Here is a 13,494-nt window from a genome sequence, read left to right as displayed (position 1 = left end):
GGGCCACGCGAACTACAAAGTTCGCGCTACTACGCCGCCGTATCCCCCACCTCGTCCTCATCATCCACCATCACCCTAGCCAGCTTCTCGATATTCAAGCTTCGGGCCGAGGCGTCGAAAATCTCGCGGTAAGTGCCTTTCAGGTCGTAGAGCTGCTCGTGGGTGCCGCTTTCCACCATGCGGCCCTGCTTCATGACGTAGATGCAGTCGGAGTCCACGATTTGGGCTAGGCTGTGGGAGATGATGACCACCGTGCGGCCCTTTTTAATGGCGTCGAGCGAGTTTTTGATTTGCTCGGTGGCAATGGCGTCGAGGGAGGCGGTGGGCTCGTCGAGGAAGATGATGGGCGGGTTTTTGAGGAACAGCCTCGCAATGGCAATGCGCTGCTGCTGCCCGCCCGAGAGCTGCTGGGCGTCGCTCTGGTAGCCCTTGGGCAGCTCCAGAATCTGGTCGTGGAGGTAGGCCTGCTTGGCGGCGGCCTGAATTTGCTCCAGCGTGGCGTCCATCACCCCATAGCGGATGTTTTCCTCGATAGTACCCTTGAAGATGTGGTTTTTCTGGAGCACCAGCCCGATGCGCTGCCGCAGGGCGTGGGTGTCGTAGTCGGCCAGGGGCTTGCCGTCGAGCAGCATTTTGCCGCTATCGGGCTCGTAAAACTTGCAGAGCAGGTTGATGATGGTGCTTTTGCCGGCTCCGCTGAGGCCCACCAGCGCCGTGGTGGTGCCTTCCTTGATGGTCAGGCACACGTCGTGCAAAGCCTGGGTGCCACTGGGGTAGGTGAAGTCCACGTTGCAGATGTCGAAGGTGCCGCGCACCTGGTCGGGCTGGATTGGGCCGGTTTTCTCCACCGCGTCGGAAGCGTCGAGGATATCGAAGAAGCCTTCGGAGTAGGTGAGGGCCTCGTTCATCTCGTCGTAGATGCGGTGCAGCTGCCGGATGGGGGCCGACACGTTGTTGAAGAGCAGAATATGAAACATGATGGCCCCGATGCTGATCTGCCGGTCGAGCACGAGGTAGGCTGTCAGAATGATGATGAGCACCACGCCCACCTGCTCCACAAAGGTTTTGAGGCCGTCGTAGAGGAAGTTGGTTTTGCGCGTAGCCAGCTGGGCTTCCTGTAGGTTTTGCTGCACCTGGGCCTGCTTCTGCTCCTCGTAGTCTTCGCGCACGAAGCTTTTAATGACCACGGCCGAGTCAATCAGATTCACCAAACCCTGGCTCTTGGCCTCGCGCAACCCGCGCAGGGCGCGCCGGGTGCCATTGAGCTTGTCGGCCTGCCGGTAGCTGATCCAGAAGTAGACGGGCAGCACGGCCACGGCCACCAGACCCACATACACGTTGGCCATAAACATGACCACCAGGGCCACGGCGGCGTTGGCAAACAGGGGCAGGATGTCGATAAAGAAGTTCTGGACCAGCTTCATCAGACTTTCCACGCCCCGGTCCACGCGGGTCTGGAGCTTGCCGGTCTGGTTGCCGCTGTCGGAGTAGAAGCCCAGCTCGTAGCTCAGAATCTTGTGAATGGCATCCTGGGAAAGGGTGCTCGACACGTTGATGCGGATTTTCTCGCCGTAGAACTTCTGCCCGAACTGGATAAAGGTGTTGATAACTTCCTTGCCCAGCAGCAGCACGCTCACCCAGATTAGCAGCTCGGCGCCCTGTACTAGCCCCAGGTTGCGGTTGAGCAAGCCCTGTACCGTGTCCACGGTATAGCGCAGCACAAACGGGTTGACCTGCGCCGCCAACGAGCCCACCAGCGTCAGCAGCAGCGTGCTGATAACCAGGCGGCGGTAGGGCAGCACGTAGGGATACAGGCGGCGGATTATTTCCCAGAGACTCATAAGCGGCAGCGCGGACACGGTGTGGTAGTGTTCGGTTAGACGCGGGAGCGGGGCGTGGGGTTATTCTAGGGACTGTGTGAGGCTATATACGCGCAAGCGGTTCTCGTTCTAATCTACACACAAGTCATCTGCCTCTGGGTTCCGGAATGCTTCGCTCTTTTGTAGCTCTTGTACACTTCCGTCTCTGAACACCTTTATGGCTACAGAATAGTAAGGATGAGGGCCACACCCAAAAACTTTTTTATCATACAGATACACTATAAAGTAGTTTTCTAGGCTGTCAGCGCTAGATATCATCGTGCTTCTTTTATAGATATAAGTCTTCTTGAAAAATGAATATGTTGTTATAGGGAAATAATCAAAATATATGCTGGCATAGCTAAGTGCTTCCTGCTTGTCAGTTATAGGTGCATACACCTGTTGTAATTCATCTCTAGTGCCGATCAATACATAAGAGGTGTCTTTTTTGATTACCACTTTGCTACACCCCGTTATCATTCCTTGGTTTACCCACTTTGGCTCACGGCAGTCTTCATACAGAAGGCTGAAGGCACTGGATATGGGGTACGCCGGTTTTAGCCCACCCCAATGACTTGGTGCTGGATCAAGGCTGGAAAGCTTAAAACGTGTTTTAATAGTTTGATGAACGGATGAATCAAGCTGAGTAGGTGATTTAAAATGAAGTTCTTGATCAGCAGTATTGCAGCTTGTAAAGTATATACTTGCGCAGACTAATACTGTCCTTATTTCTCTCATTACAACTGCGAAAATAATCTTGTGAATGTTGTGATTATAGCGACCTGCAAAGGAGGTCCACAGATACTATACTGCTTAAGCAATACTGTTTCTTATACCACCGCGTAGTGGTTCATTTCCTGAATGCTCTGGTAAAAGGGCCGCACCAGTTGAAAGAAGGCGCCAAACTGCGCGCTTTTGCGGAAGCCGTTGAGGTGGCGGTCTACCGACGTCCACTCGATGCGCCAGATGAACAGTTCGGGGTCTTCGTCGCAGTGGCTGAGCTGGTACGTAAGGCAGTCGGGAGCCTGGGAGAGCAGCTCGTTGGCGCTGCGGATGGCTTGCACGAAGGCCGGCTGCTGGTCGGCGGCAATACGGTAGCGGATGTATTCGACGGTCATGGCGGGAGGAACAAGGTAGAAGCTCAATATACCGTTTCTGCTGTATTCATGCCCTGCCGCCGCTATCCAATCAATCCAGCTTGCTTCTGCTGCACCAGTGCACTGATTCGGGGTTGCAGTATCCACACGCCTACAACCGAAAACCAAATCAGGAAAAACTCGCCTATATAATCGCCAAAATGCGCCTCGCGCTGTAGCTCCACCGACTTAAGCACTTTGGCAGCGAAGCGCAACCCGTAGAAAATGCAAACCATGGACAGCAGGTGTAGTGGAACGATGAAGACCATGGCAGTCAGCATTGCCGAGCCTTGCAGCACCGGCTGATGGGCCATAGCCACGCCCATAAAGACGCTAATAGCCAGCATATAGAGGATGGGGATGCTAAACAGGAGTTTGAACAAATGCAAATTCATGTTCGTGTCGGGTGGCAGTTGCCGGAACAGCGTGGTGGCAATGGCCCATATCCAGCCGAAAAGGCCAACGCAAAACAGTAGCATCATCACCGGAAAGGCATACATAATCAGGTGGATGTTGATAATGGCAACAAGGTTGATCAGGAAGCCAGCGCCCCAGGTCAGCAGGAATAACTGCCAGTGCTTCAGTTTGAGTAGAAAGGCCATAGATACCTGAGGCGAGAGGTAGAATTTGATTGAAACGGCGCTCTTTGGAAGCCGGAGGAAGGCCGGAAACGTCCGGCTAAGGTAAGGTACTATTCCAGGTGGTGGCTAACACCCGCCCAGCCTCCATCGTAGAGAAACTCTGGCCGCTGCTACCGGCGGCCCGACTCTGCCCTATGGAAAACCAACCCGCTACCCCGCCCAGCATCGGCCAGCCGCTGAGCCGCGTCGATGGCCGCCTGAAAGTAACCGGCCAGGCCCGCTACGCCGCCGAGCATGCCGTGCCGGGCGTGGTGCACGGAGTGCTGCTTACCAGCACCATTGCCCGGGGCCGCATCAAAAGCCTCGATACCACGGCGGCCGAAAAAGCGCCCGGCGTGCTGGCGGTTCTTACCTACCGCAACTCGCCCGGTGTGCCCGCCTACCAAGATGCTAAAGCCAATAACAACCCGCGCCTGGCCGGCCAGGAAATCCGCATCTTCTACGACGACCAGATTCACTTCAGTAACCAGCCCGTAGCTCTGGCAATTGCCGATACGCTGGAGCGCGCCCAGCACGCGGCCACGCTGGTGCGGGTGCAGTACGAGCCCGTCAGCCCCAAAACCGACCTGACCCAGCACCGCAGCCGCGCCATCAAGCCCCAGAAGGCCGCCGACCACCAGCGCGGCCAACCCGATGCCTACCGCCAAGCTCCGGTGCGCATCGAGCAAGAATACCGCACCGCCGTGCAGATGCACAACCCGTTGGAGCCGCACGCCGCCATTGCGCATTGGGAGGGCGGCAAGCTAACGGTATATAATAAAACCCAGGCCCCGAAAGTGGCCCAGCAGGACCTGATGCGCATGTTTCAACTGCCCGAGGCCAGCGTGCAGGTGCATTCGCCGTTTGTGGGCGGCGCCTTTGGCGGCTCCTCGCGCATCTGGCCCCAGGAAGTAGCCGCCATTCTGGGCGCTAAGCTGGTGGGCCGGCCGGTAAAAGTGGCACTACGGCGCGACCAGATGTTCAACATGGTGGGCTACCGACCTTACTCTATCCAAAAAGTAGGGCTGGGCGCTACCACCGATGGTCAGTTGGTGGGCATCACGCACGAGGCTTTCGGGCAAACTTCCCGGCACGAGGAATTCGTGGAGCGCATCCTCGACCCCACCAAAACGGCCTACCAGTGCCCCAACCTGACGGCTACCTACCGCCTTGTGCCCCTCGACCTGAGCACGCCCGCCTGGACGCGCGGCCCCGGCGAGGCTAGCGGCTCGTTTGCCCTCGAATCGGCGGTGGATGAGCTGGCCTACGCCCTGAAGATGGACCCGCTGGCCCTGCGACTCAAGAATTTTGCTGACATGAACCCCGCCGATGGCAAGCCCTGGAGCAGCAACGAGCTGCGCCGGTGCTACGAGCAGGGGGCTGAGCGGTTTGGCTGGAGCAAGCGGCCGATGCCGCCCCGCGCCACCCGGCAGGGCGACTGGCTGGTGGGCTGGGGCATGAGCATGGGCATCTACAAAGCAGAGCGTGCAAAATCCGCTGCCCGGGCCCAGCTGTTTGCCGATGGCCGCCTGTTGGTGCAGGCCGCCACGGCCGATGCCGGCCCCGGCACGGCCACCATCATGAGCCAGATTGCGGCCGATGCCAGCGGGGTGCCGGTCGAGAATATCCGCTTCGAGTTGGGCAGCTCGGACCTGCCGCCCGCGCCGGGGCAGTTTGGCTCGCACACGGCGGCCTCGGTGGGCACGGCCGTGCACGCGGCCTGCACGGCCCTCAAAGAGCAGCTTCTGAGCCTAGCCCGCAGCACGCCCGAATGGCAGAAGCTGCGGCTGAAACCTGCGGAAGTAACAGTCGAAAACGGCACGGTGCGGCTGGTCCGCCACCCGGACCGGCAGCTTGCCTACCCCGAGATTCTGCGCCGTCACAACCTGATGGGCCTGGATCTGACGCGGGAAGTGGAGCCGGGTGAGGAGCAGAAAAAGTCTTCCGGTAAGTCGTTCTGCGCTAATTTTGTGGAAGTGCGGGTGCACGAGCCCACGGGCACGGTGCGAGTGAGCCGGGTGGTGTCGGCGCTGGATGTGGGCCGGGTGCTGAATGCCAAAACGGCCCGCAGCCAGGTTTACGGCTCGGTGGTGTGGGGCATCGGCATGGCCCTGCTGGAGCAAGCCCGCATGGACCACCGCTACGGCCGCTACCTCAATCCGCAACTGGCCGAGTACCATTTGCCGGTGAATGCCGACGTGCCCGATATCGACGTGCTGTTCATCGACGAGCCCGACCTGCGCCTCGACCCGATAGGTGCTAAGGGCATGGGCGAAATTGGTCTGATTGGCCTCACGGCGGCCGTGGCCAACGCTGTGTACCACGCCACCGGCAAGCGCATCCGGGAGTTGCCCATCACGCCCGATAAGCTGCTGAGTACACCGGCCTGATCTGGTATTTCCCAACGCAAACGTCGCTGTTGCGTATGCACGGAGATTAACCGAACGTGAAGGCAGCACTCACTGCCTTTAGCTTCCCTTACGCATGCCAAAACTCTCCTCCATCCTGTTAGTTGACGACGACCCAATTACCAATTTTCTGAACCAGCGCCTGCTCGATGAAATGGCCCTGACGGAAAAGCTGCTGGTTGCCCTGAACGGGAAGGAAGCCATTGCCCTGATTCAGGAAAACAGCGAATCGGCGACGGGCTGCCCGGCCCTGATTCTACTGGACGTGAACATGCCCGTGATGAACGGCTTCGACTTCCTGAGCGCCTACGAGCAGTTGGCCGTTGCCTGCCCGCAGCCCAGTGTTATTATCATGCTCACCACCTCGCTGCACCCGCGCGACGTGCAGCGCGTGGAAACGCTGAACATTGCCGGCTTTTTGAACAAGCCGCTGACCAAGGAAAAAGTAACCAATATTCTACAGGAGCACTTCGGTACCACCACGGCCGAATAAGTTGCCACCTGCGGCCGCACCACTGCCTTTCATTGCCCCGACAGCCAACCTGCCGGGGCAAATTGCTTTCTGATTACCTGCCCGCTACCTTGTTTACCGGGCTAGGTGCCCCGGCAACAGGCTGCAACGGCCCGCCGACTTCCGTGCCTTTACGCTTCTACCTCTGCACTGTCTGCTATGAACAATGTACTGCTGCTTGCCCTGGCCGTGGCCACGCTGCTCCCGCTCCCGGGCCGGGCCCAACAAGCCGAAAAGCTCGACCAAGCCATGCTCGACAAAATCCGGGACGAGGGCCTAAACCGCTCGAAGGTGATGGAAACGGCCTTTTACCTGACCGACGTGAGCGGTCCGCGCCTGGCGGGCTCGGCTGGCCTGCAGCGCGCCAACGAGTGGACGCGCCAGCAGCTTGCCGCCTGGGGCCTGCAGAATGCCAGCATTGAGCCCTGGGGTACGTTTGGCCGCGGCTGGGACATCGAGAAGTCGTACGTGGCCATGACGGCGCCGTACTACCACGCCCTGCTCGGGGCTCCCAAAGCCTGGACACCCTCCACCAATGGCAGCGTGAAGAAGTCGGTAGTGGTGGTGAAAGCCGCCGTGGAAGCTGACCTGGCCCAGTACCAGGGGAAGCTGCGCGACAAAATCGTGCTGACGGAAGTGGCCATGCCGCCCAAGCTTACCTTCGAGCCCGACGCCCGGCGCTACACCGATGATGAGTTGAAGAAGTTGGCCGAAGCCCCAGCCGCTGCTGCTGCCGCGCCGGCCGATGCCGAGCGGCTGGCGGCCCGGCGTGCCCAAGCGGTGCTACGGGCTAAAATGGCTGATTTCTACCTCAGCGAAGGGGCCGTAGCCGTGCTCAGCTCCCGGGCCGGCTCCGATGGTACGTTCTTTACCAGCAACGGCGCACCCTACGCCCCCGACGCCAAGCCCGTGCTGCCGGAAATGGAAATGGCCCCCGAAGATTTGCTGCGCCTAACGCGCCTCGCGGAAGCCGGCGTTCCGGTGGAAATTGAGCTTGAAACCCGCACCCGCTTCCAGACCCAGGACCTGAAGGGCTACAACGTAGTGGCCGAAATACCGGGCACTGACCGGAAGCTGAAAAGTGAGATAGTGATGCTCGGCGGCCACCTCGACTCGTGGCACGCCGCCACCGGGGCCACCGACAACGCGGCCGGCTGCGCCGTGATGATGGAAGCCGTCCGGATACTGAAGGTGGCCGGCGTGCAGCCCCGCCGCACCATCCGCATTGCGCTGTGGGGTGAGGAGGAGCAGGGCCTGCACGGCTCGAAAAATTACGTGAAAAACCACTTCGGCGACCCGGCCACCATGAAAATGCTGCCCGACCACGCCAAAGTGGCCGCCTACTTCAACCTCGACAACGGCGCGGGTAAAATCCGGGGCATCTACGCCCAGGGCAACGAGGCCGCCGTGCCCATCTTCACAGACTGGCTGAAGCCCTTTGCCGACCTGGGCGCTACCACCGTTACGTTGCGCAACACCGGCGGCACCGACCACCTCTCGTTCGACGCGGTGGGCTTGCCCGGCTTCCAGTTCATTCAGGACCCGCTCGACTACAGCACCCGCACCCACCACACCAACATGGATACCTACGAGCGGCTGCCCGCCAACGACCTGAAACAGGCCGCCGTAGTAGTAGCCGCCTTCGTGTACAACGCGGCCATGCGCGACCAGAAACTGCCCCGCAAGCCCCTGCCCGCCGCCAAGCCGCAGTAGCAGTTGCCGACGGGCACTTCATTGCCATTGGCCGAACGTCATTCCGAGCTTGCCGAGGATTCTCGCGTGGCGTCGTTGAGTTACTAATCCAACGTCTCAGCATGCAGGATTCCTCGGCAAGCTCGGAATGACGTTCTTGTTGCGGTTAGCTTGCGCCCAATCCCGCCCATTCCGCCCACGTATGAAATCTGCCCCTTTTCCCACCCGCTTACTCCTTTCTCTTCTCGCTTTAGGATCTTGTCAGGTGCAAAAGAATAGTACTCAACCTGCCGCCACTTCGGCCGCGGCACCGGTATGGCAGTCGGCGGCTTATACCCTGTACCGCGACAGTCTGGTGCAGGGCCGCAATGTGGCCCGGGCCGAGTCGCGCACTACTCTGCGGTCGAACTACCAGAGCCCGGCCAATGCGTTTCAGAGTCCGCAGGTAACGTTTAAGTTCAGCCTCAATGGCAAAGACAACGAAATGCCGCCGGGCCAGGACCATAGCTTCGTGGCGGTTCCCCGGGCCAAGCAGCCGCTGGAAACGCCCGTCATTGCTTTTGGCCAGCAGTCCGTAGACAAAACGCCCGTGCCGGCCAACACGTACCTGGCCCCGAACACGCCGCTGAAAATCCGGCTGGATCTGCGCCCGGTGCTGGCCGCGTTTGAGCAGCAGGGCTTTTACCAGCTCTACAACGGGCAGAAACTGTATAAGCAGGACCTGAAGCACGTATTCGTAGCGGGCAACACCGCGCCGCTGAGCTGGGATTTCGACAACCTGATCAACAAGTCGGGGCTGGAGCTGCTGGACCCCGACGGCAACGGCATCTACGAAACCACTGTGGTGCTCAACGCGCATTCCGACCAGAAAACCACGGCCGCGCAGTGGCAGAAAACCCTCGACACGTCGGCCTTGCCGCAGTATACGTCCGAGTATCCGCTGCTCGACGCGCTGTATAACCTGGCCCTGGAAGAAGCCAAGCGCGCCGTGGAGCCCGACGGCACCTTCAGCACCGGCCAGGAGTGGGCCGGCGTCTGGACCCGCGACATCAGCTACTCCATCATTCTCAGCCAAGCGCTGCTACAGCCCGAAGTAGCCAAAACCAGCCTGCTGCGCAAAGTCACGCCCCAGGGCCGCATCATTCAGGATACCGGCACCGGCGGCGCCTACCCGTGCTCCACCGACCGAATTATCTGGGCCGTGGCCGCCTGGGAAATCTACCAGGCCACCGGCGACGATGCCTGGCTGCGCACGGTGTACCCCATCATCAAAGCCTCCATCGAGGACGATGTGCCCAATGCCTACAACCCCGCTACCGGCCTGGTGCGCGGCGAGTCGTCGTTTCTGGACTGGCGCGAGCAAACCTACCCCAAGTGGATGCAGCCGGTGGATATCTACCAGTCGGAAAGCCTGGGCACCAACGCGGCGCATTACCAGGGCAACCAGGTGCTGGCCCTCATGGCCGAGAAGCTGGTACAAATCGACGTGGCCCGCTTGGCGCGGGAACGGGCCCAGCGCATCAAATCCGGCATCAATGAGCATTTGTGGCTGGAGGGCAAGGGCTACTACGGGCAGTACCGCTACGGCCGCACTTTCCAGCAGATTTCCCCCAAAGCAGAAGCGTTGGGAGAAGCGCTGGCCGTTTTGTTTGGCGTGGCCGACGAGGCCCGGGCCAAAACGGTAGTGGCCAGCACGCCGGTCATGGATTACGGCATTCCCTGCATCTACCCCCAGATTGCCGATATTCCGCCCTACCACAATAACGCGGTGTGGCCCTTCGTGCAGAGCTACTGGGGGCTGGCCGCCGCGCAGGTCGGCAACGAAGCGGCCTTTATGGAAAGCATAGCCGCCGTGGCTCGTCCCGCCGCGCTGTTTCTCACCAACAAGGAAAACTTCGTGGCCAGCAATGGCGACTTTGCCGGCACGCAGGTGAATAGCAGCAATATGCTCTGGAGCCTTTCCGGCAGCCTGGGGTTGGTGTACAAAGGCCTGTTTGGCATGAATTTTCAGCCTGACTGGCTCGTATTCCGGCCCTTCGTGCCCCAGGCGCTGCAGGGCCCGCGCAAGCTCACCGGCTTCCGCTACCGCCAAGCCGTGCTTGATGTTGAAATGACTGGCTACGGCAACCGCATCGATACCATTACGCTCGACGGCCAGCCGCTGCCTGATGCCGCCGTGCCCGGCACCCTCACCGGCCGGCATACCGTGCGCATCAAACTGGTCAACAGTGCCCCCGAGTCCAGCTATAAGACCACTAAAGTAGCCCACCACGTAGCCCCCATGACGCCCGCCGTGCGCTACGCGGCCGGGCAGCTAACGTGGCCGCCGGTGGAGGGAGCCAAAGCCTACCAGGTGCTGCGCAACGGCCAGTTTGCGGCCCGCACCACCGAAACAACTTATTCGGTGCCGTCTACTGAGAGCTACACAGAGTATCAAATATGCGTCATCGATGCGCAGAATTACGAGTCGTTTGCCAGTGAGCCGCTGGCGCAGGAGGCGCAAAAGCACTACCGTATTTACGACCTGGGGGTGGGAGCCGCCAAATCATCGAAACCCTACAAAGGCTTCACGGGACAGGGTTTTCTGGAAATCAGCAAAACGAAAAACACCGCCGTAACCATCCCGGTAACCGTGCCCGCCGCCGGCCTCTACACCATTGATTTTCGCTACGCCAACGGCAACGGGCCCATCAACACCAGCAACAAGTGCGCGATTCGCACGCTGCGCCGGGGTCGGCAGCTGCTGGGTACCATTGTGCTGCCCCAGCGCGGGGTGGAAGAGTGGTCCGACTGGGGCTTTTCCAACCCGGTGCTGGTGCGGCTGGAGAAAGGCTCCCACTTGCTCAGCCTGAATTTTGAGCCTGCCAATGAAAATATGAACGGCGAAGTAAACCAAGCTATGCTCGACTATCTGCGCCTGACAAAGCTAGATTAGGATTTAGGATTGTGGCTTGAAGCACGTCGTGTCGAATAGCGTGAGGCATCTCGCATGCTGAGGTTGCAACGGCATCATTTACCACTGCGGGAGAGATGCTTCGACTTCGCTCAGCATGACGGTCTGGAAGAAAATAAAAGGCTCGACAAACGACTTGTCGGGCCTTTTTGCGTCAGGTATTCTCCTACGCCAGCTTCTCCTGAAACAGCCGCAGCGTCCGTTCCCAGGCCAGCTTGGCGGCTTCGGCGTTGTAGCGGGCAGGAGAGGAGTCGTTGTTGAACGCGTGGTTGACACCTTCATAGATAAACTGCTCGTGCGGTACGCGGGCGGCTTTCAGGGCGGCTTCGTAGGCGGCAGCCCCGGCGTTTACCCGCTCATCCAGCCCGCCGTAGTGCAGCATCACAGCGGCCTTTATCATCGGCACGTCTTCGGCTTTGGGCTGCATCCCGTAGTAGGCCACCGCCGCGTTTAGCTGCGAGTCGTGCACGGCCAGCTGGTTGGCCAGAGCCCCGCCCCAGCAGAAGCCCACGCAGCCGGTTTTGCCGTTGCTCTCGGGCCGGCCGCGTAGGTAGTTCAGGGCCCGCAGGTAGTTGCTCAGGTTCTGCTGCGCGTCGAGCTTGCCAATCAGGGTGCGGCCTTCATCTTCGTTGGCCGGCGTGCCGCCAAACGGCGACAAAGCATCGACGCCCAGCGCCAGGTAACCGGCTTTGGCCACGCGGCGCGTCACATCCTTGATGTGAAGCGTCAAGCCCCGGTTTTCGTGAATTACGATGACTGCGCCGCGCTTCTTGTTGCCTTTGGGGCGCACCAGGTAGCCTTTCATCACTGTTTCGTCGCCGGGCCAGGTTACTTCTTCCGTTACCAGCGTCTTGTCGGTTTCCTCGATGGTAGCGGCCTGGGCATAGCCGGGGTCCAGTACCGATAGCGCCGACATAGCCAGGGCCATGCCGCCGGTCAGTTGTACTAGTCGCGTCATAAACTCCTTGCGGGTCAGCGGCTTGTGGGTGTATTCATCGAATAGGTTGATGATGCGCTGATCCATAGAGTGTGGTGAGGAAAAGATGGCTGTGGAATTTCCTGTAATATAAAAAGAACTTGGCCCCGGCCCAGCTTCCGCATACAACCCCGGCAAAAGCAAAACCGCCCAACTGTTAGCTGCAGCGGGGCGGTTTTTAGAAGGTCAAAACAGGCTAATTGTTCTTGGTAGGGCAGGGACCTTTAGTCCAGTACTGCACGCCCGCGTTGCTGGCTAGACAGGTATTAGCATAGGTTTGCCCATTACAGCCACACACAAGCTCATACTCTTTCGTGCAGGGCCCGTCCTTGATTTTCGTGGGGTCAATGCAACTCATCGGCGGCAGGTCGCAGTCGGCTTGTCCTTCGGGCTTCACCTCCGTTGGCTGGCAGGCGGTAGTTAGGCTGGTCAGGATGCTCAACAACAGTACAAGACGTTTCATTGGTAGCGGAAGTAGCTTGTGAAGAATAAAATCCACAAACCAGAGCCTACCCGCGGCCCGTTTGGTTGCATGCAGCCCCGCCGGATTTATTCCTCCCGATTCACGGTGTCCATTGTGAAGGCCGGCACGCAGATCGACCAATACTCGCACTCGGCGTCGAAGGGGTTGGAGTAACGTACCCGCGCCCCGGCCTTAATCAGCAGCGACTCGCCGGCCCCCAGCTCAATAACGTCGCCATCGACCTCAAACTGCTTACGGCCCCGCACCACAATGGTGATTTCGTCGAATTCCGGGTTTTGGTGGGGCTCACTCCAGTGCGGTGGCGCCACCATGTGGGCCACGCTGTACTCGGCCGTTTGGGTGCTGGCCCAGCCAATATGCTCTTCAATGAGCTTGCCGTCGGTGGTAGGCACGCGAAAAGGATTCTGCTGACGGAAATACCGCTTTTCAGACATAGTTCGGAGAATTAGTTGGTGGTGGAAGCCGGGCATTCGCCTTTCGTAAAAGAAGTAACCCCGGCGTTGGAGGCCGTGCAGGCATTGCCGTAGGTTTTGCCGTCGCAGCCGCACACCGGCGCGTATTCCATGGTACACATGGCGTCTTTCCGGATTTTGGCGGGGTCGATGCAGGCATTGGCCTGCGTGGGCGGGGTGGCGCGCTGGCAGGCCAGTAGGGAGGCCAGCAAAACCAGTGAAGCGGTGGTTCGGAGCATATAATGGAGAAATTGAAAGCAGACAGCCTCTCAAACGAGCGGGCTGCAAATATGTAACGCACGGGTAGATATTTTACTTTGACTATTTTTCGCTTTCAGCCATAACCCCGGCCGCCGGCCTTCGTATAGGCAGGCAGAATGGCCCCACAGCGGCTGAGCTTACT

General features: G+C 59.6%; 12 protein-coding genes. 4 read left to right on the top strand and 8 right to left on the bottom strand.

Annotated elements, in window-relative coordinates:
• Positions 1-29 precede the first annotated feature (29 nt).
• The 4 genes from LGH74_RS10555 to LGH74_RS10540 form a co-directional block, all read right to left on the bottom strand.
• Positions 30-1,841 carry an ABC transporter ATP-binding protein gene (locus LGH74_RS10555; RefSeq protein WP_226175480.1) on the bottom strand — a complete coding sequence of 604 codons (1,812 nt, stop codon included), beginning with the start codon at positions 1,839-1,841 and terminating at the stop codon, positions 30-32.
• Between the two features lie 108 nt (positions 1,842-1,949).
• Positions 1,950-2,597, bottom strand: coding sequence for a hypothetical protein (locus tag LGH74_RS10550; protein WP_226175478.1), 648 nt, complete (start codon positions 2,595-2,597; stop codon positions 1,950-1,952).
• Between the two features lie 92 nt (positions 2,598-2,689).
• Positions 2,690-2,977 (bottom strand): putative quinol monooxygenase, encoded by a 288-nt coding sequence (locus LGH74_RS10545; protein WP_226175475.1) that lies wholly within the window; start codon positions 2,975-2,977, stop codon positions 2,690-2,692.
• Between the two features lie 62 nt (positions 2,978-3,039).
• Entirely contained in the window at positions 3,040-3,597 is a 558-nt protein-coding gene (locus tag LGH74_RS10540; RefSeq protein ID WP_226175473.1) for a hypothetical protein, read from the bottom strand.
• Positions 3,598-3,770: 173 nt separating this feature from the next.
• On the opposite strand from LGH74_RS10540, the gene LGH74_RS10535 reads away from it, so the two are divergent.
• From LGH74_RS10535 to LGH74_RS10520, 4 genes are all read left to right on the top strand, one after another.
• Positions 3,771-6,005 carry a xanthine dehydrogenase family protein molybdopterin-binding subunit gene (locus tag LGH74_RS10535; RefSeq protein ID WP_226175471.1) on the top strand — a complete coding sequence of 745 codons (2,235 nt, stop codon included), beginning with the start codon at positions 3,771-3,773 and terminating at the stop codon, positions 6,003-6,005.
• 94 nt (positions 6,006-6,099) lie between these two features.
• The gene (locus tag LGH74_RS10530) at positions 6,100-6,516 is read left to right on the top strand and encodes a response regulator (protein ID WP_226175469.1); all 417 of its coding nucleotides are present in this window, start codon (positions 6,100-6,102) and stop codon (positions 6,514-6,516) included.
• Between the two features lie 177 nt (positions 6,517-6,693).
• Positions 6,694-8,247: a M20/M25/M40 family metallo-hydrolase gene (locus LGH74_RS10525; protein ID WP_226175467.1), complete on the top strand. Its 1,554-nt coding sequence runs from the start codon at positions 6,694-6,696 to the stop codon at positions 8,245-8,247.
• A gap of 244 nt (positions 8,248-8,491) precedes the next feature.
• The gene (locus LGH74_RS10520) at positions 8,492-11,161 is read left to right on the top strand and encodes an alpha-L-rhamnosidase-related protein (RefSeq protein ID WP_226175465.1); all 2,670 of its coding nucleotides are present in this window, start codon (positions 8,492-8,494) and stop codon (positions 11,159-11,161) included.
• A 184-nt stretch (positions 11,162-11,345) separates the two neighbouring features.
• Here the strand turns inward: LGH74_RS10520 and LGH74_RS10515 are convergent, their stop codons facing one another.
• The 4 genes from LGH74_RS10515 to LGH74_RS10500 form a co-directional block, all read right to left on the bottom strand.
• Complete coding sequence (locus LGH74_RS10515; protein ID WP_226175463.1) at positions 11,346-12,203, bottom strand: dienelactone hydrolase family protein; 858 nt, start codon at positions 12,201-12,203, stop codon at positions 11,346-11,348.
• 148 nt (positions 12,204-12,351) lie between these two features.
• Positions 12,352-12,618 carry a Kazal-type serine protease inhibitor family protein gene (locus LGH74_RS10510; protein WP_226175461.1) on the bottom strand — a complete coding sequence of 89 codons (267 nt, stop codon included), beginning with the start codon at positions 12,616-12,618 and terminating at the stop codon, positions 12,352-12,354.
• Between the two features lie 86 nt (positions 12,619-12,704).
• The gene (locus tag LGH74_RS10505) at positions 12,705-13,073 is read right to left on the bottom strand and encodes a cupin domain-containing protein (RefSeq protein WP_226175460.1); all 369 of its coding nucleotides are present in this window, start codon (positions 13,071-13,073) and stop codon (positions 12,705-12,707) included.
• 11 nt (positions 13,074-13,084) lie between these two features.
• Positions 13,085-13,330 carry a Kazal-type serine protease inhibitor domain-containing protein gene (locus LGH74_RS10500; protein WP_226175458.1) on the bottom strand — a complete coding sequence of 82 codons (246 nt, stop codon included), beginning with the start codon at positions 13,328-13,330 and terminating at the stop codon, positions 13,085-13,087.
• Between the last annotated feature and the right edge of the window lie 164 nt (positions 13,331-13,494).

Origin of the sequence: Hymenobacter lucidus (genome assembly GCF_020447265.1) — a bacterium.
In the GTDB taxonomy this organism is placed as follows: domain Bacteria; phylum Bacteroidota; class Bacteroidia; order Cytophagales; family Hymenobacteraceae; genus Hymenobacter; species Hymenobacter lucidus.
This window is presented reverse-complemented; position numbering and strand designations above follow the sequence as displayed.

Excerpts from the sequence above, each read along its gene's own strand:
- LGH74_RS10505 (WP_226175460.1), bottom strand. The coding sequence starts at position 13,073 with ATGTCTGAAAAGCGGTATTTCCGTCAGCAGAATCCTTTTCGCGTGCCT.
- LGH74_RS10550 (WP_226175478.1), bottom strand. The coding sequence starts at position 2,597 with ATGAGAGAAATAAGGACAGTATTAGTCTGCGCAAGTATATACTTTACA.
- LGH74_RS10545 (WP_226175475.1), bottom strand. The coding sequence starts at position 2,977 with ATGACCGTCGAATACATCCGCTACCGTATTGCCGCCGACCAGCAGCCG.
- LGH74_RS10535 (WP_226175471.1), top strand. The coding sequence starts at position 3,771 with ATGGAAAACCAACCCGCTACCCCGCCCAGCATCGGCCAGCCGCTGAGC.
- LGH74_RS10530 (WP_226175469.1), top strand. The coding sequence starts at position 6,100 with ATGCCAAAACTCTCCTCCATCCTGTTAGTTGACGACGACCCAATTACC.
- LGH74_RS10555 (WP_226175480.1), bottom strand. The coding sequence starts at position 1,841 with ATGAGTCTCTGGGAAATAATCCGCCGCCTGTATCCCTACGTGCTGCCC.
- LGH74_RS10510 (WP_226175461.1), bottom strand. The coding sequence starts at position 12,618 with ATGAAACGTCTTGTACTGTTGTTGAGCATCCTGACCAGCCTAACTACC.
- LGH74_RS10540 (WP_226175473.1), bottom strand. The coding sequence starts at position 3,597 with ATGGCCTTTCTACTCAAACTGAAGCACTGGCAGTTATTCCTGCTGACC.
- LGH74_RS10525 (WP_226175467.1), top strand. The coding sequence starts at position 6,694 with ATGAACAATGTACTGCTGCTTGCCCTGGCCGTGGCCACGCTGCTCCCG.
- LGH74_RS10515 (WP_226175463.1), bottom strand. The coding sequence starts at position 12,203 with ATGGATCAGCGCATCATCAACCTATTCGATGAATACACCCACAAGCCG.
- LGH74_RS10500 (WP_226175458.1), bottom strand. The coding sequence starts at position 13,330 with ATGCTCCGAACCACCGCTTCACTGGTTTTGCTGGCCTCCCTACTGGCC.